This window comes from Actinorhabdospora filicis (genome assembly GCF_030269765.1).
In the GTDB taxonomy this organism is placed as follows: domain Bacteria; phylum Actinomycetota; class Actinomycetes; order Mycobacteriales; family Micromonosporaceae; genus Actinorhabdospora; species Actinorhabdospora filicis.
In genome coordinates this window covers 1,027,104-1,048,927 of sequence record NZ_BSTX01000001.1, presented here as the reverse complement: position 1 = coordinate 1,048,927, position 21,824 = coordinate 1,027,104, and the positions used below count along the sequence as shown (strand labels likewise).

Here is a 21,824-nt window from a genome sequence, read left to right as displayed (position 1 = left end):
CGCTCCGATAGGGCACAATCTCGGCGTGCGTCGAACAGCGCTACTCGGGACACTGCGGCATCCCGCCCGCATCGTGCCGCTCGGTTTCCTGGCCGCCATCGCGGTCGGCACCGGGCTGCTGATGCTGCCCGTCGCACGCGCCGGGGACGGCGCGGCGCCACCGCTCACCGCGCTGTTCACCAGCACCAGCGCCGTCAGCGTCACCGGGCTCGTCACCGTCGACACCGGCACCTACTGGACGCCCTTCGGCCAGGTCGTCATCCTCGTGCTGGTGCAGGCCGGGGGATTCGGCATCATGACCGGCGCGTCCCTGCTCGGGCTGCTGGTCGCCCGCAGGCTCCGGCTGCGCGACAAGATGGCCGCCGCCTCGGAGTCCAAGCAGCTCGCCCTCGGCGACATCCGCCGCGTCGTCGTGCGCATCGCCGCCTTCACCTTCGCCGTGGAGGGCGCCGTCGCCCTCGTCCTCTTCCTCCGCTTCAAGACCGGCTACGGCCAGGGCTGGGGCGCCTCGGCCTGGAACGCCGTCTACCACTCCGTCTCCGCCTTCACCAACGGCGGATTCTCACCCCACGCCGACAGCCTCGCCCGCTACGTCACCGACCCGCTGGTGTGCCTGCCGATCGTGCTCGCCGTCATCATCGGCGGCATCGGCTTCCCCGTCCTGGCCGATCTGGCCCGCCGGCGCGGCTCGCCCGCGAAGTGGACGGTCCACACCAAGCTCACCGTGCTGGCCACCGCCGTCCTGCTCTTCATCGGCTTCGCCGGGTACCTCGCCCTGGAATGGGACAACCCCGACACCCTCGGCGAATACGGCGTCGGCGGCAAGCTCCTGCCCGCCTTCTTCTCCGGCGCCATGCCCCGGACCGGCGGGTTCAGCACCATCGACACCGGCGCCCTGCGCCCGGAGACCCTCGCCGTCACCGACGGCCTCATGTTCATCGGCGGCGGCAGCGGCGGCACCGCAGGAGGAGTCAAGGTCACCACCTTCTTCCTGCTGGCCTTCGTCATCTGGGCCGAGGTCCGCGGCGAGCCCGACGTCTCGGTCTTCAAGCGCCGCATCGGCCACACCGTCCAGCGGCAGGCCCTCGCCGTGGCCCTTCTCGGGCTGGCCTGCGCGTCCACCGGGACGCTCCTGCTGCTGCTGTTCACCGACTTCGGCCTCGACCAGGTCATGTTCGAGGCCCTCTCGGCCTTCGGGACCGTCGGGCTGTCCACCGGCATCACCGGCGACCTGAACGCCGCCGCGCAGACCGTCCTGGTGGTCCTCATGTACGTCGGCCGCGTCGGCACCATCGCCGTCGCCACCGCCATGGCGCTGCGCGTCCGCAACCGCCTCTACCGCTACCCGGAGGAGCGACCCATTGTCGGCTAAGAGGAAGAGGCTCATCCAGCCCGACGCCGGGACGGTCGCCGTCATCGGCCTCGGCCGCTTCGGCGGGGCCGTCGCCGAGTCCCTGGTCCGCATGGGACACGAGGTCCTGGCCATCGACGAGCGCGCCGACATCGTCCAGCAGTGGTCGGACCGCCTCACCCACGTCGTCCAGGCCGACGCCACCGACGCCACCGTCCTCGCCCAGCTCGGCATCGGCGAGTTCGACCGCGTCGTCGTCGCCATCGGCACCGACATCGAGGCCAGCGTGCTGACCGTGCTCGCCGTCGAGGAAGCCGGAGTCGGCGAGATCTGGGCGAAGGCGATCACCGCCAAACACGGCCGCATCCTGCACCGAGTGGGCGCGCATCACGTCGTGTATCCGGAGGCGGCGATGGGTGAGCGAGTGGCGCACTTGGTCACCGGCCGCATGATCGACTTCATCGAATTCGACGACGGATTCGCCATAGTGAAGACGCGCGCTCCACAAGAGGCCGTCGGGCGAACCCTCGCCGAGGCGCAATTGCGGACCAAGTACGGTGTCACCGTCGTCGGAGTGAAACGGCCGGGCGAGGACTTCACCTACGCGCGCCCGGACACCCCCATCGCCGAGGGCGATCTCATCATCGTCTCCGGCCCGACGATGCACGTCGAGACCTTCGCCGCCATCACCTGAATTCCCTTTGTCCGCATTGCATCCAATGCGGACGGTGAATATCTGGCCGCTCAGGGTGAAATACCGGCCCCGCTCTTGAGCACGCACCGTGAGGCGGCCAGGATAGCCGTGGCACCCGCAGAGTTGTCCGCAAATGAGAGCGAGACCGCATCATGGCCCGTGGCGATTCGTCCAGGCGCGCGACTGTGCAATCGGTCCGCGTGCAGCTAATGCTGCCCATCGTCATCGCGCTGGTGGGCCTGGTCGCACTCGGAACGATCCAGGTCCGCAACGCCCTTGTCGAAGCCTCCGACGCCGATCGCGCCGAGGTGCTGGCCAACCTCGCCGGCAAGACCTCCAGCGTCGTCCAGGAGCTCCAGCGCGAAGCGAACGAGACCCTGGCCTTCAACCAGCGCAATGGCGTCGGTAAGCCCCTTCTCGACGCGCAGCGCGCGCGTACCGACAAAGCCATCACCGACTTCAAGTCCGCCGGTGAGCGCGCGTCCACCGCCGCCCCCGACTTGCGCGGCTCCCTCACCTCCGCCCAGTCCGGCCTGCTCCAGCTCGACACCGCCCGCGGCGACGCGATCTCCACCGAGTCCAACTCCCGCACCAGCGGCCTGGACAGCTACAACAAGATCGCCGTGCAGATCCTGCGCGTCGCCGACGCCCTGCCCGACCAGATCGCCAACCCGGACCTGGCCGGACAGGCCCGCGCGACCGCCGCCATCGCCACCGCGAAGCAGTTCACCGCCCACGAGCTGGTCCTGGTCCGCGACATCCTCGCCCGCGGCGAGTACAACCCCGGCAAGCTCAGCGTGATCGCCGACGTCATCGGCCAGACCACCGGCCGCATCAGCGAGTTCTACCGTTACGCCCACCCGGTCATCCGCACCACCTACGACACGATCGCCGACTCCGTCGACTGGCGGACCGTGCAGGAGTACCAGCAGACCATCCTCAAGGGCCTCGACCCGGGCGAGGTGGCCTGGAAGGCCATCTCCACCGAGTCGTGGACCGTGGCGATGTCCAACACGCTGCTGCGGCTCTACTACGTCGAGCTGGACGTGACGTCCTGGATGGAGGACAGCGCCAACGAGCTGACCGTCTCCGCCGAGCAGCGCGCCATCGCCACCGGCGCCATCGCCCTCGGCGTCACCGTGGTCACCCTGACCATCGCGATCATGTTCGCCGTGCGGACCTCCCGCCGCCTGCGCCGCCTGCGCAGCAACGCCCTCACCGTCGCCGACCAGTCCCTGCCGGGCGCCGTGGCCGACGTCGCCGCCGCCGGCAACTCCGACGAGGTCGGCCGCCGCCTGCGCGACGCGATGGAGGCCGCGCCCATGGCGCACGGCCGCACCGACGACGAGATCGGCCAGGTGGCCGTCGCCTTCGACGCCGTCCACGAGCAGGCCCTGCGACTCGCCGCCGACCAGTCGCTGCTGCGCCTGGACGTCGAGGCCCTCTTCATCGCCCTGGCCCGCCGGGGACAGAGCCTCGTGCAGCGGCAGCTGCGCCTCCTCGACGAGTTCGAAGAGGCCGAGACCGACCCGGACGTCCTGGCGCGCCTGTTCGCCCTGGACCACCTGGCCGCCCGCATGCGCCGCAACGAGGAGAACCTCCTCGTCCTCGCCGGTGGCGACCCCGGCCGCCGCTACACGTCCCCGGAGCCCGTCGCCAGCGTCATCCGCGCCGCCGCCGGTGAGATCGAGGACTACACGCGCGTGGAGATCGAGGGCGCCGGCGACGTCCCCATCAGCGCCCACGCCGTCGGTGACCTCGTGCACCTGCTCGCCGAGCTGCTGGAGAACGCCGCGGTGTTCTCCCCGCCGACCTCGCAGGTGCGCGTCACCATCCGCCGCAGCGTCAACGACCTGGCGATCTCCATCGCCGACGAGGGCATCGGCATGCCCGCCGAGCAGCTGGAGTCGGCCAACGAGCGGCTGCGCGAGCCCTCGGCGCTGACCTCGGCGACCGCCGGGACGATGGGTCTGCTCGTGGTCGCGCGGCTCGCCGCCCGCCGCGACATCGAGGTCCAGCTGCACAGCACCGCCGGCAAGGGCACCCTGGCGATGGTCCGGGTCCCCGACTCGATGATCGCCGCCGGGCGCTCCATCATGGACGACGACTTCGACGCCCTGCCCGAGCCGCCCACCGCCACGGCCGTGCCGCTCCCGGCCCGCAACCGGCCCATGCCGGTCGCCGGACGCCCGCCCGGAAAGGTCACCGATGCCGGTGGACGCCCCCGCGCGATCGCCGCCGCGCCCGAGCCGCGCCCGGTCGTCGTTCCCGAACGCCGCCCGGCCGCCGCGCCCGAACCGGCCCCGTTCCAGCCGACTCTGCCGCGCCAGCGCGTGAGCGAGCCGATCGCGATGTCCGACAAGCCCGCCATCGTCCCGATGGCCGGCTGGTTCCGGCCCACCACCGGCTCCGGCGACATGCCCTCGGTGGCGCCCGGTGCCCTCGAATGGCGCGCCACACCCGGCGACAGCGCCTACGCTCAGGTCCAGAAGGTCCTGGCCGAACCGGCCCCGGCGACGGCCGCCGCGGCCACCGGTGGACTGCCGCAGCGCCGCCCCGGCGCGCGGCTGCTGCCCGGCTCGATCGACGAGCACCTCCCCACCGGGCCGCGGGTTGTGGCCTCCGCCGCCGAGATCACCGGCGGCATCGACCCCGATGAGATCCGCGCCCGCCTGTCGGGTCTGGCCAGCGGCACCGCCGCCGGCCGTGAGGACGACCCGATCGGCGGACGCTTCGCGAGCTCCACCACGCAGTTGCGCAATAACCCCCATCCCCCCTCCCGAAGGACGGACCAACGATGACTCGATCGATGCCGCCCGGCAATGGCGCACACGCGGGCGCGGTCGGTGAGCTCGACTGGTTGCTCACCTCGTTCACGCAGAAGGTGCCCGATGTCGCGCACGCGCTGACGGTTTCTGTCGACGGTCTGGCCCTCGCCGCCTCCGCGGGCCTGCCCACCGACCGTGCCGACCAGCTCGCCGCCATCACCAGCGGTTTGGCCTCCCTGACCACCGGTGCCTCCCGTGTGCTCGCCGCAGGGCGTGTCCGGCAGGCGGTTGTGGACATGGACGGTGGTGTGCTGTTGCTGATGGCGGTTGGGGACCGGGCGCAGGTGGCCGTCCTGGCCGCCGCCGGTTGCGACCTGGGCCTCGTCGGCTATGAGATGGCGCTGCTCGTCAAGCGGGTCGCCAGCGCCCTTGAACCCGCCATCCGCCGCGCCGCGGGCAGCGCACCGCCCGTCGGGGAGCGCTGATGAACCGTCGCCGTCTGTTCAAGCTCGCGGCGGCACTGGGCACGGTCGGACTGACCGCCGCCTGCTCCGACGCGGTCGGCGACAAGCCGGTGAACTCCGCGACCGAGTGGAACAAGGGCCGCCTCGCCATCGGCACCGGTGGCACCAGCGGCGTGTACTACCAGTTCGGTGGCGCCCTCGCCGACGCGATCAACGCCTCGCTGCCCGGCGCGGTGGCCACCGCGCAGCCGACCGGCGCCTCCATCGACAACATCCGCCGGCTGGCCCGCGGCGACGCGGCCATGTGCCTGTCGGGCGACGGCGTGCCCGCCGACGCCCTGGCGGGCACCGGTGAGTTCTCCGACCAGAAGCAGCAGATCCTGTCGCTGGCGTCGGTGTTCCCCGGCATCCTGCACCTGGTCTGCCGCGACGACATCGGCACCGACCCCCTCACCGGCGCACCCCGCCAGAAGGTGAAGGACGTCGAGGGCCTGCGCGGCCTGCGCGTGGCGCGCGGCAACAAGGCGTCCGGTGACGACCTGTTCTCCCGCCGCGTCCTGGAGGCCGCCGGACTCAAGATCGAATCCGACATCGTCTCGCAGAACATCTCCGTGAACGCCGCGATCGAGAAGATGAAGATGCCGCGCTCCAGCGCGGACGCCATCGACGCCTTCTTCGCCTCCTCCGGCGTTCCCAACACCCCCATCCAGGCCCTGCTGGCCACCGGCGGCTACCACCTCGTCCCCATGGGCCAGGTCGCCGAGAAGCTGGCGAACGAGTACGGCGGCTACCGCCAGACCACGATCAAGGGCAAGGAGTACAAAGTCGAGGACGTCGCCTCCGTAGAGGCGCCGACCCTGCTGCTGGTCCGCCAGGACATGCCCGAGCAGCTCGCCTACGACATCTGCAAGGCCCTGTTCGACCACCAGAAGGACATCGGCGCGCTGGTGCCGGTGGTGAACGATTTGACGAAGTCGAACGCGTCGAACACGAAACCGGTGCCCTTGCACAAGGGCGCGGAGAGGTACTTCGCGGAGAACCCGCAGTAGCGGGACGTGTTGTGGCGAACGCGCGGTGGGCCGGGTGGCCCACCGCGCGGTTTGGGTTGGGTGGGGGCTTTGGTGGGCGGGGTGACGGGCGGGGCCGCGTGACGCCGTGGCTGGCTGGCTGGTTCGGGTAGGACCGCCGGGTGCCGGGCGGCCAGAGCGGGCAGTGCCGGAAGCACGTGACCGGCAGACCCGTACCCCTGTACCCCGCATCGCGATCCCCGGGCGACCTTCGCGCCGCATCAGGAGCACGTGACCGGCGGCCCAGGCGTCTCGGTCCTCTAGGTGTTGTCCGGAGGCGCGCGAGGACCCCGAACGGCGACGATGGTCTAGGCCGCGATCGCCGACGGCACCGCCGACCGTTCGTGTGCAGGCGTGAGTGAGGCCGTGTCATCCCGGCGCGCAGCGAGGCCGGGAGGCCCGAGCTCGCCCACCCGCTCACGGTACGAGAAGTACATGACCGGCGCCCTGGATTCAGGCGCGAGTGTGGGGAGTGTCCTTCGCACGGAGAGCCTCGCGCATACCCGGCACACCGTGGACCCGCCGTTTCGTGCGCGGCTCAGATGAGGCGGCCTCACGTGTCGGCCCGTCGGCCGGTCTGGCCCCAGAGGCCGGGGTGGTCGGGAGCGGTCGGGAGTGGCCGGAGGCGGTCTGGGGCGGCCGAGTGAAACCCCCTCACTCGTCTCCCTTGAAGCACGTCCCCATCCCACCGGGCACCCGAGGGCGATTCACTTGCCATCCGGCGGATCCGTCGGCTTGCGCGTGGCTCGCATGAAGCGGCCTCACATGTCGACTCGCCTTCCCGGCGATCGGAGAGGCCGAGGTGGTCAAGATGGCCGAGGTGTCCGGGGTCGCCGGGGTCGGTTGAGCCGGTCAGGGCCGTCGGGTGAAACCCGCTCACTCGTCTCCCATCGGAGCACGCCTCACCCCACCGGGCACCCGAGCACGCTTCACCCGCCCTCCCGCCCTCCCGCCGCCCTTCCGTCCTCGCGCCCTCCCGTCCGCCTGTCTGGCGGATCCGGCGGCTCGTTGCGGCTCGGTTGCAGCGGCATCACCTGTCGGCCTGTCCGCCCCAGGGGCCGGGGTGGTCGGGGCGGTCGGGAGTGGCCAGAGGCGGTCAGGGGCGGCCGAATGGAACACCCTCACTCGTCTCATCCCGGGCGCGGACTCGTCCTTGTCGGGCACCCGAGCACGCTTCACCTGTCCGTCCGGCGGATCTGCCAGTCCGCATGTGGCGCGCATGAAGCGGCCTCACATATCGACTCGCCCCTCCCCGCGGTCGGAAAGGCTGAGGCCGGCCGGAGAGGCTGAGCCGGTCGGGAGGATCGGGCCGGTCGGGTCAGCCGAGGGGCAGGCCGTTCGGGAGCGGGGTATTTGAGAGGGCAGGTCGTTCGAGCTGTCTGGGGCGGCCGGTGTCGTCGAGACGGCCAGGCGGCCAGGTGAAACACCTTCGCTCGCCTTGAGTTCTTCTTGTTCCGGGCCGGTCTCGTCCTGCCGGGCTTCTGAGAACAACTCACCCGCCCATCCGGCCGATCCACCGGTTCGCATGCAGCTCACATGAAGCTGCCTCATCGGCCTGTCCGCCCCCGTCGGGGAGGCCGAGGTGATCGGGGTGATCGAGGCGGTCAGGGGCAAGCGTGGCCGAAGCGGCCAGCGTGGCCGAGGCGTCCGGGGTTGCCGGGGACAGTCGACGGCAGTCGGGGGTGGTCGTGAGTGGTCGAGGTGGCCAGGCGAAACACCTTCACTCGTCTCCCCTCGGAGCACGCCTCACCCCACCGGGCACCCGAACAAGCTTCACCCGCCCGCCCGTCCGGAAGAACCCGCCCGGCAGAACCCCTACCCCCGCCACCCCGAAGTGATCGCCATCCGCCGCCGCCAGTCCGCCAGCAGCGCGCGTCCGCGCTCGCTCTCATCCCGCGAATGGAAGTCCACCAGCTCGCGGATCCGCGACAGCATCGCCCCGCGCAGCACCGGCCAGACCGGTCGCTGGATCCCGTACCCGTGGTACAGGTGCGGCAGCGCCGGGACGCAGTCGGGCCGGTGGGTGCGCACCGACCATTCGCACCAGGCGAGGTCTTCGACGGGGCGGCCGAGGTGGGCCGATTCCCAGTCGAGGACGGCGGTGATCTCGCGGAGCCCGTCGCCGAAGATGACGTTGGCGGGGGTGAAGTCGCCGTGGACGAGGACGCCCTGCCCGGGCAGCGGCAGGACGGCCGGGGGGACGGCGTGGACGCGGGCGAGCATGCGGCCGCAGGCGGCCAGGACGGGGGCGGCGGTGTCGGGTTCGAGCAGCTCGCGGCCGTGTGCGCCGGGCATGAGCCGCATGGTGACGTAGTCCTCACCTTCGTCCAGCAGCGCCGGGACGGGGACGACGGAGGCGATGGCGCGCAGGACGGTGGCCTCGCGGGTGCGCCTGGTGGAGGCGTCGGGGCCGCGGTACCTCTTCGTCACGGAGGTCTCGTCGCTGGTGGTGAGGTGGTTGTACCCGTCCGCGAAACGGTCCTCCGTGGACTCCATGGCCACGCATGATGCCAGTACGCCACGCCGATCATTTTGCCAACCCCGACAACGCGTAGAGGACCGTTGGGGCTATTCTGCGATCGCCGGGCCATCGGCGTGCCCTGCCGCAGTCCGCACATAACGAGAGACGCCACAGGAGGCCGACAGGTGACCACCGTTTCACCGAAGCCGATCGTCGCGCGGCCCTGGCCGGTGCGTCGTGAGCCCAAGGGATCGTGGCTGGCGCGAACCATCCGCACCACGGACGCGAAGCAGATCGGGATCATGTACCTGGTCACGTCCTTCGCGTTCTTCGGCATCGGGGGCTTCCTGGCCCTGCTGATGCGCGCGGAGCTGGCTCGCCCGGGCCTGCAGTTCCTGTCGGCCGAGCAGTTCAATCAGCTGTTCACGATGCACGGCACGATCATGCTGCTGCTGTTCGCCACCCCCGTGGTGTTCGCGTTCGGCAACTACATCGTCCCGCTGCAGATCGGCGCGCCCGACGTGGCGTTCCCCCGACTCAACTCCTTCGCCTACTGGCTGTACCTGTTCGGCGGGACCCTGGTGATCCTCGGGTTCGCCACCCCCGGTGGCGCCGCCGACTTCGGCTGGTTCGCCTACCAGCCGCTGTCGGACGTCGTGAACTCCCCGGGTGTGGGCGCCGACCTCTGGTTCGTGGGCCTGCTCATCTCCGGTCTGGGCACGATCCTGGGTTCGGTCAACCTGGTCACCACGATCCTGACGCTGCGCGCGCCGGGCATGACCATGTTCCGGATGCCGATCTTCACCTGGAACCTGCTGGTCACCGCGCTGCTGGTGCTGATGGTCTTCCCGATCCTGGCCGCCGCGCTGTGCATGGTGCTGGCCGACCGTCACCTCGGCGCGCACGTCTTCGACGTGGAGACCGGCGGGGCGATGCTGTGGCAGAACCTCTTCTGGTTCTTCGGGCATCCCGAGGTGTACATCGTCGCCCTGCCGTTCTTCGGGATCGTCTCCGAGATCATCCCGGTGTTCAGCCGCAAGCCGATCTTCGGTTACAAGACCCTGATCGGCGCGACGCTGGCCATCGCGGCCCTGTCGATGGCGGTGTGGGCGCACCACATGTTCGCCACCGGCCAGGTGCTGCTGCCGTTCTTCTCCTTCATGACGTTCCTGATCGCGGTGCCCACCGGCATCAAGTTCTTCGACTGGATCGGCACGATGTGGAAGGGGCAGCTCACCTTCGAGGCGCCGATGCTGTTCTCCATCGGCTTCATGGTGACCTTCCTCTTCGGCGGCCTGTCCGGCGTCCTGCTGGCCTCGCCCCCGATCGACTTCCACGTCTCCGACACCTACTTCGTGGTGGCGCACTTCCACTACGTGCTGTTCGGGACGATCGTGTTCGCCGTCTACGCCGGTGTGTACTTCTGGTTCCCGAAGATGTTCGGCCGGATGTACGACGAGCGGCTGGCCAAGGTCCACTTCTGGCTGACCATGATCGGTTTCCACACGACCTTCCTGGTGCAGCACTGGCTGGGCAACGAGGGCTTCCCGCGTCGCTACGCCGACTACGCGCCCGAGGACGGCTTCACCACGCTGAACACGATCTCCTCGGTGGGCGCCTTCATCCTGGGCGCCTCGACCCTGCCGTTCATCTGGAACATGTACAAGTCGTACAAGGCGGGCCGCGTGGTGAACGTGGACGACCCGTGGGGCTACGGCGGCTCCCTGGAGTGGGCGACCAGCTGCCCGCCCCCGCTGCGCAACTTCGACAAGATGCCGCGCATCCGCAGCGAGCGCCCGGCCTTCGACGCCAAGCACGGCGAGGCCCTGGCCGCGCTCGAAGCGGCCAACGGCAAGGCCATCGGCCACTAAGGCCGCGTGACACCGAAACCGCCGGTCCCCGTCTGGGGGCCGGCGGTTTTTCAGTGCCCGGCGAGGGTGAACATCACCCAGTCGTTGAGGATGTGCGTGCCGGTGGACACCCAGATGTTCTTGGTGCGCAGGTAGGCGGCGGTGAGGACGATCCGCGCGATGCCGATCCCGACGACGGCCTGGATGACGTTCCAGTCGTAGGTCGGCAGGTGCAGCGCGCCGAACATGACCGCGGTGGCGATCCAGGAGACGATGACGGCCTTGCGCCGGTCCATGCCGACCCGGTTGTAGAGCCAGTAGAGCAGCGCCAGGAACGGCAGGATGGTCAGCAGCTCCTCGCCGAAGAGCTGGATGGCCGTGCGCGGGTAGAACATGATCCGCTCGACGGTGCTCATGTCGGCCAGGGCGTCGGCGTTCGGGTTGGCGTGGGTGTCGGTGACGCCGCTGAGGATCGTCGCGGTGATGACGCTGACCAGCAGGTTCAGCACCAGGTAGAACAGCATCGTGCCGATCTCGGTGAGCCCGACGCGCCGGAAGATGGCCTTCCAGTGCCCTCGCGCGGCCCAGATCAGCGCGGCCAGCGGGAGTCCGGTGAACAGGATCGTGGGGATGAACGCCGTCACGACGCCGGTCAGCGGGATGAGCGTCAGGGACGCGAAGCCCGCCGCGACGGCGGCGACCACCACCCACCACCGCCCGCCGGTGATCGTGACCGGCTCGCCGGCGTAGTAGGGGAAGTCGGTGCCGGGACGTTCCAGGACGCCCAGCCGCGTCCGCGCCGGTTCGGCCATGGGTGCCTCCCTCCACGATGGTCGGCCCAGTTTCCCGCATGATCCGGCACGTTTCTCGCGTTTCGCCGGTGTGGGCGCTCACCCGCGCTTGAGATTGAACTAAACCGTGTAGTTCAATCTCTGCATGGCCACCCCGCGCCCGGCGTCCCTCGTCGCCGCCACCCTCCCCACCTCCCTCGGCGTCTCCGCCGCGAGCCTGCTGCTCCCGACCGCCGCCGGGGCCCTGGACGTCCCGGTCACGGCCGTGACCGCCCTGCTCTCGGCCTACGGCTGGGGCATGGCCCTCGCGATGCCCGTCACCGCCGCCATCGCCACCCGCCGCGGCATGCGCGCGGCCACCCTCACCGGCGCCGCCGCCCTCGTGCTCGGCGCGGGCCTCGTCCTCGCCGCCCCGGGGCTGCCGCTGATCACCGCCGGGCGCGTCGTCCTCGCCTACGGCGCGGGCGCGCTCACGGTGGCCGCGATGGGCGCCGCCCGCGACATCCCCGCCCCCGGCCGCCGCCAGCGCGTCCTGAGCGCCGTCAGCGCGGGCATCGGCCTGTCCGGCGCCGTCGGGCCGCTGCTGGGCGCGCTGCTGGCCGACGCGTGGGACTGGCGCCCGGCGCTGGCCCTGCCCGTCCTGAGCCTCCCGGCGGTCCCGTTCCTGCTGCCCGGCCTGGCGCGGGCGCCGCAGCGGCGGGCCCGGATCCGCCCCGACCGCCGCTTCTTCACCGCCTCGGCGGCGATGCTCTCGCTGAGCACCGTCTACTTCGCGCTGGTCTACGCCGTCCCGCAGCTGCTCATGGCGGGCACGGGCCTGAGCCGGACGGCGGTGGGCGCGCTGCTGGTCGTCCCCGGCCTGCTCGGCGCGGGCGCCTCCTGGGGCATGGCCCCCGTCGCGTTGCGGCTCGGGGCGCGCCGGGCCGCGCTGATCCTGGGCGCGGTCGCCGCGTCCTCGGCGGTGGCGGCCGCGACCGGCCCGACGGCGCTGGTGCTGGCGGGGTCGGCCGCGTCGGCCTTCGCCTCGGCGGCCGGGATGGGCGTCCTGGTGGCCGCCGCGACCGAGAAGCTGGCCCCGGACAGCCGCCCCGGCGGCGTCGGCCTGTTCAACTTCGCCTTCCAGCTCGGCAGCGTCGCCGGGCCCCTCCTGGCCGCCCTGCTCGGCCCCGCCCTGGCGCTGGTCGCGCTGCTGCCGCTGATCGCCCTGGCGGTCACCAAGGGTGCCCGGGCGCTAGCCTGGCCCGCATGACCGTCGACGAGCTGGGCATCCCGGTCCTGTCCGACCCGAGCGGGGCCTCGCTGCGCAAACGCCGGGACATGGCCGGGGCGGCGGTCGCGGAGTTCCTCCAGGAGGGCTACGCGGCGGCGTCCATGGACAAGATCGCCAAGCGGGCCGGGGTCTCCAAACCGACCGTCTACCAGCACTACGGCAGCAAGGAGCGGCTGTTCCTGGCCGTCATCGCCGACGTCCTCACCCGCGCCTACGCCGACGTCCCGCCGCTGGCCGCGGCCGATGACCTGGCCTCGGCCGAGGCCGCCCTCACCGGCTACCTGACCGCCTGGACCCGCCGGGTCCTGGCCGAGGACGTCATCGCCCTGCGCCGCCTGGTCATCGGCGAGGTCGCCCGCTTCCCGCAGCTGGGACGCCTGTGGTTCCGCGTCACCGGCGAGCTCATGGACGCCCCCCTCGAACGCGCCCTCGCCGACCTCACCGCCAAGGGCGTCCTGGACGTCGCCGAGCCCGCGCTGGCCGTCCGGCAGCTCATCGGCCTCACCCTGGCCGGCCCGCAGCTCGTGGTGACGTTCCTGCCCGGCGAGGAACCGGCGCGCCTCGACGCCACCGTGGCGGCGGGCGTGGCGGTCTTCTGCGGGCATTACGCTGCCGTGGCGTCCCGCCCGTAGGCTTGTCGCCATGACTCGCGCTCTGATCGTCGTGGACGTCCAGATCGACTTCTGCGAGGGCGGCTCGCTCGCCGTCTCCGGCGGCACCGAGGTGGCCCGGGCGGTCACCGAGGCGCTGCGGACGAACGGCCGCTGGGACCACGTCGTCGCCACCCGCGACCACCACATCGACCCCGGCGCCCACTTCAGCGCCGAACCCGACTACGTCGACTCCTGGCCCGTGCACTGCGTCGTCGGCACCGACGGGGCGAAGTTCCACCCCGAGTTCGACCACTCGGGCGTGGAGGCCGTCTTCGACAAGGGCGCCTACGCCGCCGCCTACTCCGGTTTCGAGGGCAGCAGCGACAGCACCCGCCTGGCCGACTGGCTGCGGGCGCGCGAGGTCACCGACGTCGACGTGGTCGGCATCGCCACCGACCACTGCGTGCGCGCCACCGCGCTGGACGCCGCCCGCGAGGGCTTCACCACGACGGTCCTGCTGGACATGACCGCCGGGGTGGCGAAGGCGACCACGGAGACCGCCCTCGCCGAGCTGCGGGCCGCCGAGGTCGCCCTCGTGGGTTCGCCGATCGTGCGCTAACGCATCAGCACCGGGATCGCCGGGTCGCCCTGGGACAGCTTCAGGCCCTCCCACGGGATCGAGATCAGGCATTCCCGCAGGTGGTCGCGCGCCTCGGTCAGGTCCGGCAGCCCCTCCACGCGCTCACCGGCGCGCACGAGCGGACGCTGGAGCAGCCGGTCGTGCGGCTGCGGCTCCGGCGCGCCCTGCGAGACCACGACCTCCTCCACGGCCGTACCGGTCGGCTTGTGCCGCCGGACGGCCGTCTTGCGCCCGCCGACGGTCGCCTTGTTCTCCGAGCGCTTGACCACCGGCCGCCCGTCGACCTCGACCAGCTTGTAGACCAGGCCCGCGGTGGGCGCGCCCGAACCGGTCACCACGGCCGTGCCCGCGCCGTAGATGTCGACCGGTGTGGCCGCCAGCGACGCGATGGCGTACTCGTCCAGGTCGCCCGAGACCACGATCTTGGTGTCGACCGCGCCCAGCGAGTCCAGCAGCTCACGCGACTGCTGCCCCAGCACGTGCAGGTCACCGGAGTCGATGCGGATCGCCCGCAGGTTCGGCCCGGCCGTCGCGATGGCCCGCCGGATGCCCTCGGTGATGTCGTAGGTGTCCACCAGCAGCGTGGTGTCGGTGCCCAGGGACGCCACCTGCGAGGCGAAGGCCTCCGGCTCCGAGTCGTGCAGCAGCGTGTACGCGTGCGCCGACGTGCCCGCCGTGGGGATCCCGTAGCGCAGGCCCGCCTGGAGGTTCGAGGTCACCGAGAAGCCCGCCAGGTAGGCCGCGCGGGCCGCCGCCACCGCGCCCTCCTCGTGCGCCCGCCGCGAGCCCATCTCGATGATGGGACGCCCACGCGCGGCGGTCACCATGCGCGCCGCCGCGCCCGCGATCGCGCAGTCGAAGTTCAGCACCGACAGCGCCAGGGTCTCCAGCAGCACGCACTCGGCGAAGGAGCCGGTCACCGTCAGGATCGGCGAACCGGGGAAGTAGAGCTCGCCCTCGGTGTAGCCGTCGATGTCGCCGGTGAAGCGGTAGTCGGCCAGCCAGGCGAGCGTGCGCTCGTCCACGACCTCGGCGCGGGACAGGTACTCCAGCTGCTCCTCGTGGAAGCGGAAACCGGCGAGGTGGTCCAGCAGCCGCCCGATGCCGGCCACGACGCCGTAGCGGCGGCCGTTGGGCAGGCGGCGGGCGAAGACCTCGAAAACGCACGCGCGGTCGGCGGTGCCGTCGGCCAGCGCGGCCTGGACCATCGTCAGTTCATAGTGGTCGGTGTACAGCACCGGGCTGGGCGCGGAGATCATGGCTCAAGAGCCTACTTCCCCGATGCGATAGCCACTCCGCTTCGAGGATGTGGCCCGACACTCACTGTTCATTCGCGTTTCACACTCGCCCCGCCCGGTGTTGGCGCGCTCGCGCATAGGCTTCCCGAGCCCTCCCCTCTGGACCGAAGGTCCCGCCCCATGCGTATCGCCGTCTTCGTCGAGGACGCCCGCGCCCGCGCGGCCGCCCACTCCATCGTCACCGCGGCGCGCGACGCCGGGCACGACGCGGAGGTGCTGGCCGACCTGGTCGCCCCGGGGGAGGCGGTGGCCGACGCCGATCTCCCCGACCTGCTGGAGTCGCGCGTCCGCGCCCGGCTGGCCGGCGCCGACCGCCTCGTCCTGTTCACCGACCGCACCCCCTACGGGCAGCGGCTGTCGCGGTCCTTCTCGCGCGAGCTGCCGGTGACGCTGGTCCAGGACCGCCACCACGCGATGGTGTGGCGGGTGGAGGGCGCGGCGGGGGAGCGGGACGCCTTCGCGGCCACCGGACCGGCCGCCGTGTGCGTGTGGGGACCCAAGGGCGTGCGGGACGCAGGTCCCGACACCGCCGTGGCCGTCACCGGCTTCCCCGGCCTGTCCGACGACCCGGACCTGCTGCGCGCGGCCCGCTCGGCGGTGCACCGGCGCGGGCGGACCGGCCCGCTGCGGATCCTCATCGCCGACGAGCCGCCCGGCAAGCCCTCGCAGTGGCGCGAGGCGGCCCGCGAGCTGCGCGCGCACGGCGAGGTCGACGTCCGCGTCGAACCCGGCCCGCCCGATGTGGACGGCTACGACCTCGTGATCACCGCCCTGTCCACGCTGTACCCGGCGACGCTGCTGGCGGGCGTCCCCCTCGTCCACTACACGACCGGCCCGTGCGTGTTCCCCCCGCTGCGGCACCCCCTCGTCCGCTCCGCCGCCACCATCGGCGAGCTCGGCGAGATCGCGCTGCGGCTGGCCGCCGACGGCGTCTTCCGCGGCAACGCCGCCGGTGAGCCCGTCGAGCACCACCTCGCCTTCCTCGCCGACCCCGCCGCGCGCATCGTGGACGCCGTCACCGCCGCGGCCATGCCCGGCCCGCGCCCGGCCGCCGCGCCCGTCAAGCGCTCGCGGACGCTGTCCGAGCGGGCCCTGGACGACCTGCGCGAACGCGTGCGGCGGCCGCGCTCGCTGGCCGTGCTCGGCACCGACTTCACCTACCAGACCGGCGTGGCCGTCCCGGTCCTGACGTACACGCGCGAGCTGGTCGCCTCGGCGCCGGTCGACGTCCGCTACGTCGACGTCACCGCCTTCACCACCCTCGACGAGATCGCCGCGGCCATCGAGGGCTGCGAGACGGTCCTGATCAACAGCCTGGCGTTCTTCTGGCGGCACGCCATTGGCGGGCGCTTCGCCGAGCGGCTGCTCGGCACCGGCGTCCCCACCGTCGTCTACGCCCACGAGACCGCCTACGTCTACGCCCACGAGGCCGCCACCAGGGGCGAGCGGCACGAGCTGCTGGAGCGGCTCATGCCGCGCCTGCGGCTCCTGTGCGTCTCGCGCGCGCAGGCCGACTTCTACCGCGGCCTGGGCGCCGTGGACCCCCTCGTCGTGTACAACACCGTCCCCGACGACGACCGGCCGCCGCACGCGTCGGCCGGGGTGGGGGAGCGGCCGCGCGTGGTGATGGTGGGCAGCGTCCAGGACCGCAAGGGCGCCGACCTGTTCAGCCGCGTCGCCGAACGCGCCCACCTGGACGGGCTGCCCTGGGACTTCGCCTGGTACGGGCAGCGCTCGGCCCGCCTAGGGGCGAACGCGATGCTGTCCCCGCTGGTCGACTGGCGCGGCGCCCTGCCGCGTCGCCGCGTCCGCGAGGAACTGGCCGCCGCCGACGTCCTGCTGCTGCCCAGCCTCGACGACCCGATGCCGCTGGCCGTGGTGGAGGCCGTCCAGCAGCGCCTGCGGATCGTCACCTACGACAAGATCGGCTCCCGCGAGATCCTCGGCGGCGTGCGCGGCTACCGCGCCTTCGGCGAGTACACCCCGGGCGCGGCCCTGGACGCCGTCGCCGCCGTCCTCGACGACGAGGTCGACGCCGGCGCCTACGCCGAGATCGCCGACCTGTTCGCGCCCGCCCGGTTCGCCGAGCGCATGTCCCTCGCCCTGAGCCTCTAGGAGCCGACCACCGTGTTGAGGAAGCTGCTGAAGCGCATCGACCGCCGCGTCGACCGCGCCGCCGAGAAGGCCTTCCGGAGCGGCACCGAGCAGGCGATCGCGGACCTGCGGCTGCGCACCGCGCGCGGCGTCGACGAACTCCACGACGCCCTCGCCGGGCTGCGCGCCGAACTGGAGGAGACCCGCGCCGAGGTCGCCGTCCTGCGCGACGCCCTCACCGCCCGCGAGGCCACCGGCTGAGGAACCACCCCGCGAATCCGCTAACCGCCGCAACGCCCGTTTCCTGCCTCCTGCGACCCCATCGTCCGGCCCCATACCCCGCCACCCCATCCCCCGAACGCCGACCGTCGGCCCACGCGGGTGGCACGGGAGTGGCACGATGGAGGCATGGGAGCACCACTGGCGAGTCCGGACGTCGTGACGGAACACGAGGAGCGAATCGACCCCGATCGTCCCTGGACGACGGTCGTCCACAACGACCCCGTGAACCTGATGAGCTACGTGACCTGGGTGCTGCAGAAGCTCTTCGGATACAACCGCGACAAGGCAGAGCGGCTCATGCTCGACGTCCATAACAAGGGCCGCGCCACCGTCTCCTTCGGTGCCCGCGAGCGCATGGAATTCGACGCCACCCGCCTCCACGCGCACGGCCTCTGGGCCACCGTAGAGCGCCAGTAGACCGCCGCAGAGGACCCCCATTGAGAGCCTTCATTCGTGAGGGCCACGAGTGCGTGGCCAGTTTCGAACCGTCCGAGGCCGAGGCCATCCGCGACACCGCACAGCGCATCGCCGGTCTCGTCCGCGCCCACGACACCGACGACCCGGTGACGCTGCGGCTGTTCCCGGACGCCTACAACGACTCCCGCGACGACGCCGCCGAGTTCCACCGGCTCACCGACTCCGAGCTGTCCGGCACCAAGATCGCCCAGATCGATGTGCTCCTGGACACCCTCCCCGCCGAGGGCGGCGAGGTCCGCCTCGGCGACGAGACCGCCGAGGCCTGGCTGCGCGCCATCACCGACATCCGCCTCACCCTCGGCATCCGTCTCGACATCAGCGAATCCACCGATGTCATCGGCGAGATCCAGGACGCCGTCCTCGCCGACGAGGCCTCACCACGTGCGGCGGCACTGGGCTTCTACTACCTGCTGACCGAACTCCAGGAGTCCCTGGTGCACTCGGTCGCGGGGTGGTGACCGGAAACAAAGCGGGTAGGCTGTCGGACGTGCTGAGGATCGACCGTGCGCTCGTGGCCGCGATGGTCGCGCATGCCCGCCGGGACCACCCGGACGAGGCGTGCGGCGTCATCGCGGGTCCCGCCGGGTCCGACGCACCCCTCCGCCACATCGAGATGATCAACGCGGAGCGCTCGCCGACGTTCTACCGTTTCGACGCGAGCGAGCAGCTGGCCGTGTGGCGCGAGATGGACGACCGGGACGAAGAGCCCGTCGTCATCTACCACTCCCACACCGCCACCGAGGCCTACCCCTCCCGCACCGACGTGAAGTTCGCCGGCGAGCCCGGCGCGCACTACGTGCTGGTCTCCACCCGTGCCGAGGAGACCGCCGACGTGCGCTCCTTCCGCATCGTGGACGGGGAGATCACCGAGGAGCCGATCGAGCTCACCGGCGACGAGCTCGCCGTCCAGACGTACAAGATCGGGCACACGCCTACCTCGATCGTGTACGACTGTGCCGACCGGCACTGACCTCTGAGCCGTCCCCGCGGCGGCGTGTCGGTGCCCGCGCCCGACCGATTCATCACCCTCCCCGTGAAAGAGAACGACCATGGCTGTCGAAGTCCGCATTCCCACCATCCTGCGCACCCACACCTCCGGCGAGAAGATCGTCCAGGGCTCCGGTGACACCCTTCAGGCCCTGTTCACCGACCTGGACTCCCGTCACAACGGGCTCGCCGGGCGCGTCATCACCGCCGAGGGCGGCCTGCACCGCTTCGTGAACGTCTACGTCAACGACGAGGACGTCCGCTTCACCGGCGGTCTCGGCACCACGCTGAAGGACGGCGACTCGGTCACGATCCTCCCGGCCGTGGCGGGCGGCTGACGGTCGCCATGGCGCGGTACGACTCGATACTCGACGCGCTCGGCGACACGCCGCTGGTCGGGTTGCCGAAGCTGTCCCCGAGCGCCGAGGTGCGCCTGTGGGCGAAGCTGGAGGACCGCAACCCGACCGGCAGCATCAAGGACCGCGCCGCGCTGTCCATGATCACCGCCGCCGAGGCCGACGGGCGGCTCGTCCCGGGATCGACGATCCTGGAGCCGACCTCCGGCAACACCGGCATCGCGCTGGCCCTGGTCAGCCGCCTGCGCGGGTACCGGCTCATCTGCGTCATGCCGGAGAACACCTCCGAGGAGCGGAGACAGCTCCTTGAGCTCTACGGGGCACAGGTGATCCCCTCTCCGGCGGCCGGTGGCTCCAACCAGGCCGTGGCGGTGGCCCGCAGGCTCGCCGCCGAGAACCCCGACTGGGTGATGCTCGACCAGTACTCCAACGCGGCCAACGCCGCCGCGCACACCGCCGGCACCGGGCCGGAACTGCTGCGGGACCTGCCCACCATCACCCACCTCGTGGCGGGCCTGGGCACCACCGGGACGCTCATGGGCACCGGCCGGTACCTGCGCGAGCACAAGCCGGACGTGACCATCGTGGCGGCCGAACCCCGCTACGGCGAGCTCGTCTACGGCCTGCGCAACCTCGACGAGGGCTTCGTGCCCGAGCTCTACGACGAGAAGGTGCTCAGCCGCCGCATCTCGGTCGGCACCTCCGACGCGCTGCGCCGGACCCGCCAGCTCGTCGGCGAGGAGGGCGTGTTCGCCGGGCCGTCCACCGGCGCCGTCGTCCACGCCGCGCTGGTCGTGGCCAACGAGGCCGTGCGGGACGGCAGGCGCGCCGACATCGTGATCATCGTCGCCGACGCGGGGTGGAAGTACCTGTCCACCGGCGCCTACACCGGGACGCTCGACGAGGCCGCCGAGGCGCTCGACGGGCAGCTCTGGGCGTGACCGTCCCCTCCACGGGGACGGTCCTGCATGGTTGCGTTATCCCAGGTCACGAGTAGAGTCGGGCAGCATGAGCATTCAGACCTCGCCGCGAACGCCGATGGTGCCGACCGAGGCGCCGCGCACCGCCCAGGGGGCACCGGGCACGCAGCCCGTGCCGGACGTGCGGCTGCGCAGGCTCATGGGCGTGTGCGCGTGGGCCCTGTGCCTGGCCGTGTGCGGCCTGATCCTGGGCCTGATCGACCTGATCCTCATCCTCGGCGGCAAGACCCCGGGCTGGTTCGAGCCGGCCATCGTCGTCACCGGCCTCGTCGGGCTCGGGCTGGCCATCGCCGCCTTCCCGATGACCCGGGCGCGGCAGACGCCGTGGCTGCTGCTGGCGTCCAGCACGGTGGTCTTCGTGACCGGCATCGTGCTGACCGCACAGGCGTCCTGACATCGGCGGTGGCCCGGCGTGGGCCGGGCCACTTCCCCCTCCCACCCCCTAGCACAGCAGCGTCGCGACGTGATCGCGCTCACCTGTCACCTTCGTGACAACCGCCGCGCCGACGACTGCCACGAACCGTGTTCGGCGCGTACGCTCCCGTAGGTGACGGACGCACCTATCGGGATCTTCGACTCCGGCGTCGGCGGTCTGACGGTGGCCCGTGCGGTCCTCGACCAGCTGCCCGCCGAGAGTCTCCTCTACGTGGGCGACACCCTGAACGTCCCCTACGGCCCCAAGCCGATCGCGGACGTGCGGCGCCACTCCCTCGCCGCCTGCGACCACCTCGTCGACCAGGGCGTCAAAGCCCTCGTCATCGCCTGCAACACCGCCAGCGCGGCCTGCCTGCACGACGCCCGCGAGCGCTACTCGATCCCCGTCGTCGAGGTCATCCGCCCCGCCGTGCGCCGGGCCGTGGCCGCCACCCGCAACGGGCGCGTCGGCGTCGTCGGCACCAACGCCACCATCAACTCCGGCGCCTACGCCGACGCCTTCTCCGCCGCCCCGCACCTGACCGTCACCTCCGTCGCGGCACCGGCTTTCGTGGACTTCGTCGAGCGCGGAGTGACAACCGGACGACAGCTACTCGGGCTGGCATCGGCCTACCTTGAGCCGCTACAACGTGCGGATGTCGACACCGTTGTCCTCGGATGCACGCACTATCCGTTGCTTGCCGGGCTCATCGGCCTGGTGATGGGAGACGACGTGACGCTGGTTTCGAGCGCGGAGGAGACGGCCCGGCAGCTCTACCGGGTGCTCACCGACAAGGGCCTGCTCGCCGACGGCGGCGGTACCCCGGTGCACCGTTTCCTCGCCACCGGTGACGCGGCCGCCTTCGCCCGGCTGGCGCGGCGGTTCCTCGGTCCGCAGCTGGCCGATGTGCGGGCCGACGCTTTCGGCGAGGTGACGCGATGAGTCGGATCATGGAAGAACCGGACGGGCATTGCCGAGATACCGGG

General features: G+C 71.6%; 21 protein-coding genes. 18 read left to right on the top strand and 3 right to left on the bottom strand.

The window, feature by feature from the left end; genetic code table 11:
- Nucleotides 1–25: 25 nt before the first annotated feature.
- From QSK10_RS04785 to QSK10_RS04765, 5 genes are all read left to right on the top strand, one after another.
- Complete coding sequence (locus QSK10_RS04785) at nucleotides 26–1,372, top strand: TrkH family potassium uptake protein (protein ID WP_285661345.1); 1,347 nt, start codon at nucleotides 26–28, stop codon at nucleotides 1,370–1,372.
- Nucleotides 1,362–2,045, top strand: a complete 684-nt coding sequence (locus QSK10_RS04780; RefSeq protein WP_285661344.1) for a potassium channel family protein — start codon at nucleotides 1,362–1,364, stop codon at nucleotides 2,043–2,045. The genes QSK10_RS04785 and QSK10_RS04780 overlap by 11 nt, the downstream gene beginning before the upstream one ends.
- A 209-nt stretch (nucleotides 2,046–2,254) precedes the next feature.
- Entirely contained in the window at nucleotides 2,255–4,846 is a 2,592-nt protein-coding gene (locus QSK10_RS04775) for a sensor histidine kinase (protein ID WP_285661343.1), read from the top strand.
- Complete coding sequence (locus QSK10_RS04770; RefSeq protein WP_285661342.1) at nucleotides 4,843–5,298, top strand: roadblock/LC7 domain-containing protein; 456 nt, start codon at nucleotides 4,843–4,845, stop codon at nucleotides 5,296–5,298. Before QSK10_RS04775 ends, QSK10_RS04770 begins: the two co-directional genes overlap by 4 nt.
- Nucleotides 5,298–6,326 (top strand): TAXI family TRAP transporter solute-binding subunit, encoded by a 1,029-nt coding sequence (locus tag QSK10_RS04765; protein ID WP_285661341.1) that lies wholly within the window; start codon nucleotides 5,298–5,300, stop codon nucleotides 6,324–6,326. The genes QSK10_RS04770 and QSK10_RS04765 overlap by 1 nt, the downstream gene beginning before the upstream one ends.
- A gap of 1,833 nt (nucleotides 6,327–8,159) precedes the next feature.
- On the opposite strand, the gene QSK10_RS04760 is transcribed toward QSK10_RS04765, so the two are convergent.
- Complete coding sequence (locus tag QSK10_RS04760; RefSeq protein ID WP_285661340.1) at nucleotides 8,160–8,840, bottom strand: phosphotransferase family protein; 681 nt, start codon at nucleotides 8,838–8,840, stop codon at nucleotides 8,160–8,162.
- Nucleotides 8,841–8,990: 150 nt separating this feature from the next.
- Here QSK10_RS04760 and ctaD point away from each other — a divergent pair, with 150 nt between their 5' ends.
- Nucleotides 8,991–10,676: an aa3-type cytochrome oxidase subunit I gene (gene ctaD / locus QSK10_RS04755; RefSeq protein WP_285661339.1), complete on the top strand. Its 1,686-nt coding sequence runs from the start codon at nucleotides 8,991–8,993 to the stop codon at nucleotides 10,674–10,676.
- 50 nt (nucleotides 10,677–10,726) lie between these two features.
- Here ctaD and QSK10_RS04750 read toward each other — a convergent pair whose 3' ends face one another.
- Nucleotides 10,727–11,467 (bottom strand): CPBP family intramembrane glutamic endopeptidase, encoded by a 741-nt coding sequence (locus QSK10_RS04750; RefSeq protein ID WP_285661338.1) that lies wholly within the window; start codon nucleotides 11,465–11,467, stop codon nucleotides 10,727–10,729.
- A 124-nt stretch (nucleotides 11,468–11,591) separates the two neighbouring features.
- On the opposite strand from QSK10_RS04750, the gene QSK10_RS04745 reads away from it, so the two are divergent.
- Genes QSK10_RS04745 through QSK10_RS04735 form a run of 3 tightly spaced genes read left to right on the top strand, consistent with a single transcriptional unit; the run spans nucleotide 11,592 to nucleotide 13,928 of the window.
- On the top strand, nucleotides 11,592–12,695 hold the full coding sequence (locus QSK10_RS04745) for an MFS transporter (protein ID WP_285661337.1): 1,104 nt from the start codon (nucleotides 11,592–11,594) through the stop codon (nucleotides 12,693–12,695).
- Nucleotides 12,692–13,348, top strand: a complete 657-nt coding sequence (locus QSK10_RS04740) for a TetR/AcrR family transcriptional regulator (protein WP_285661336.1) — start codon at nucleotides 12,692–12,694, stop codon at nucleotides 13,346–13,348. The genes QSK10_RS04745 and QSK10_RS04740 overlap by 4 nt, the downstream gene beginning before the upstream one ends.
- 10 nt (nucleotides 13,349–13,358) lie before the next feature.
- Entirely contained in the window at nucleotides 13,359–13,928 is a 570-nt protein-coding gene (locus tag QSK10_RS04735) for an isochorismatase family protein (protein ID WP_285661335.1), read from the top strand.
- On the opposite strand, the gene QSK10_RS04730 is transcribed toward QSK10_RS04735, so the two are convergent.
- Nucleotides 13,925–15,208, bottom strand: a complete 1,284-nt coding sequence (locus tag QSK10_RS04730) for a nicotinate phosphoribosyltransferase (protein ID WP_285661334.1) — start codon at nucleotides 15,206–15,208, stop codon at nucleotides 13,925–13,927. The two genes, QSK10_RS04735 and QSK10_RS04730, sit on opposite strands and share 4 nt — an antisense overlap.
- A gap of 159 nt (nucleotides 15,209–15,367) precedes the next feature.
- Between QSK10_RS04730 and QSK10_RS04725 the strand changes: the two genes are divergently transcribed.
- The 9 genes from QSK10_RS04725 to murI all read left to right on the top strand — a co-directional run bounded on the left by QSK10_RS04725 (nucleotide 15,368) and on the right by murI (nucleotide 21,780).
- On the top strand, nucleotides 15,368–17,362 hold the full coding sequence (locus QSK10_RS04725) for a glycosyltransferase family 4 protein (RefSeq protein ID WP_285661333.1): 1,995 nt from the start codon (nucleotides 15,368–15,370) through the stop codon (nucleotides 17,360–17,362).
- A gap of 12 nt (nucleotides 17,363–17,374) precedes the next feature.
- Nucleotides 17,375–17,602, top strand: a complete 228-nt coding sequence (locus QSK10_RS04720; protein ID WP_285661332.1) for a hypothetical protein — start codon at nucleotides 17,375–17,377, stop codon at nucleotides 17,600–17,602.
- 147 nt (nucleotides 17,603–17,749) lie between these two features.
- Entirely contained in the window at nucleotides 17,750–18,040 is a 291-nt protein-coding gene (gene clpS / locus QSK10_RS04715) for an ATP-dependent Clp protease adapter ClpS (RefSeq protein ID WP_285661331.1), read from the top strand.
- Nucleotides 18,041–18,060: 20 nt separating this feature from the next.
- Nucleotides 18,061–18,558, top strand: a complete 498-nt coding sequence (locus tag QSK10_RS04710) for a DUF2017 family protein (RefSeq protein WP_285661330.1) — start codon at nucleotides 18,061–18,063, stop codon at nucleotides 18,556–18,558.
- A gap of 29 nt (nucleotides 18,559–18,587) precedes the next feature.
- Nucleotides 18,588–19,070, top strand: a complete 483-nt coding sequence (locus QSK10_RS04705; RefSeq protein ID WP_285661329.1) for a M67 family metallopeptidase — start codon at nucleotides 18,588–18,590, stop codon at nucleotides 19,068–19,070.
- Nucleotides 19,071–19,149: 79 nt separating this feature from the next.
- Complete coding sequence (locus tag QSK10_RS04700; RefSeq protein WP_285661328.1) at nucleotides 19,150–19,425, top strand: MoaD/ThiS family protein; 276 nt, start codon at nucleotides 19,150–19,152, stop codon at nucleotides 19,423–19,425.
- Nucleotides 19,426–19,433: 8 nt separating this feature from the next.
- The gene (locus tag QSK10_RS04695; protein WP_285661327.1) at nucleotides 19,434–20,384 is read left to right on the top strand and encodes a PLP-dependent cysteine synthase family protein; all 951 of its coding nucleotides are present in this window, start codon (nucleotides 19,434–19,436) and stop codon (nucleotides 20,382–20,384) included.
- A 67-nt stretch (nucleotides 20,385–20,451) separates the two neighbouring features.
- Complete coding sequence (locus QSK10_RS04690; RefSeq protein WP_285661326.1) at nucleotides 20,452–20,817, top strand: hypothetical protein; 366 nt, start codon at nucleotides 20,452–20,454, stop codon at nucleotides 20,815–20,817.
- A 153-nt stretch (nucleotides 20,818–20,970) separates the two neighbouring features.
- A complete protein-coding gene (murI, locus tag QSK10_RS04685; protein WP_285661325.1) occupies nucleotides 20,971–21,780 on the top strand; it encodes a glutamate racemase in 810 nt (269 codons plus the stop codon).
- The last annotated feature ends 44 nt before the right edge of the window (nucleotides 21,781–21,824 follow it).

Coding starts and splice junctions, on each gene's coding strand:
- QSK10_RS04765 (WP_285661341.1), top strand. CDS start 5,298: ATGAACCGTCGCCGTCTGTTCAAGCTCGCGGCGGCACTGGGCACGGTC.
- QSK10_RS04725 (WP_285661333.1), top strand. CDS start 15,368: ATGCGTATCGCCGTCTTCGTCGAGGACGCCCGCGCCCGCGCGGCCGCC.
- QSK10_RS04695 (WP_285661327.1), top strand. CDS start 19,434: ATGGCGCGGTACGACTCGATACTCGACGCGCTCGGCGACACGCCGCTG.
- QSK10_RS04730 (WP_285661334.1), bottom strand. CDS start 15,208: ATGATCTCCGCGCCCAGCCCGGTGCTGTACACCGACCACTATGAACTG.
- QSK10_RS04760 (WP_285661340.1), bottom strand. CDS start 8,840: ATGGAGTCCACGGAGGACCGTTTCGCGGACGGGTACAACCACCTCACC.
- QSK10_RS04740 (WP_285661336.1), top strand. CDS start 12,692: ATGACCGTCGACGAGCTGGGCATCCCGGTCCTGTCCGACCCGAGCGGG.
- QSK10_RS04690 (WP_285661326.1), top strand. CDS start 20,452: ATGAGCATTCAGACCTCGCCGCGAACGCCGATGGTGCCGACCGAGGCG.
- QSK10_RS04750 (WP_285661338.1), bottom strand. CDS start 11,467: ATGGCCGAACCGGCGCGGACGCGGCTGGGCGTCCTGGAACGTCCCGGC.
- QSK10_RS04745 (WP_285661337.1), top strand. CDS start 11,592: ATGGCCACCCCGCGCCCGGCGTCCCTCGTCGCCGCCACCCTCCCCACC.
- QSK10_RS04770 (WP_285661342.1), top strand. CDS start 4,843: ATGACTCGATCGATGCCGCCCGGCAATGGCGCACACGCGGGCGCGGTC.
- QSK10_RS04700 (WP_285661328.1), top strand. CDS start 19,150: ATGGCTGTCGAAGTCCGCATTCCCACCATCCTGCGCACCCACACCTCC.
- QSK10_RS04775 (WP_285661343.1), top strand. CDS start 2,255: ATGCTGCCCATCGTCATCGCGCTGGTGGGCCTGGTCGCACTCGGAACG.
- clpS (WP_285661331.1), top strand. CDS start 17,750: ATGGGAGCACCACTGGCGAGTCCGGACGTCGTGACGGAACACGAGGAG.
- QSK10_RS04735 (WP_285661335.1), top strand. CDS start 13,359: ATGACTCGCGCTCTGATCGTCGTGGACGTCCAGATCGACTTCTGCGAG.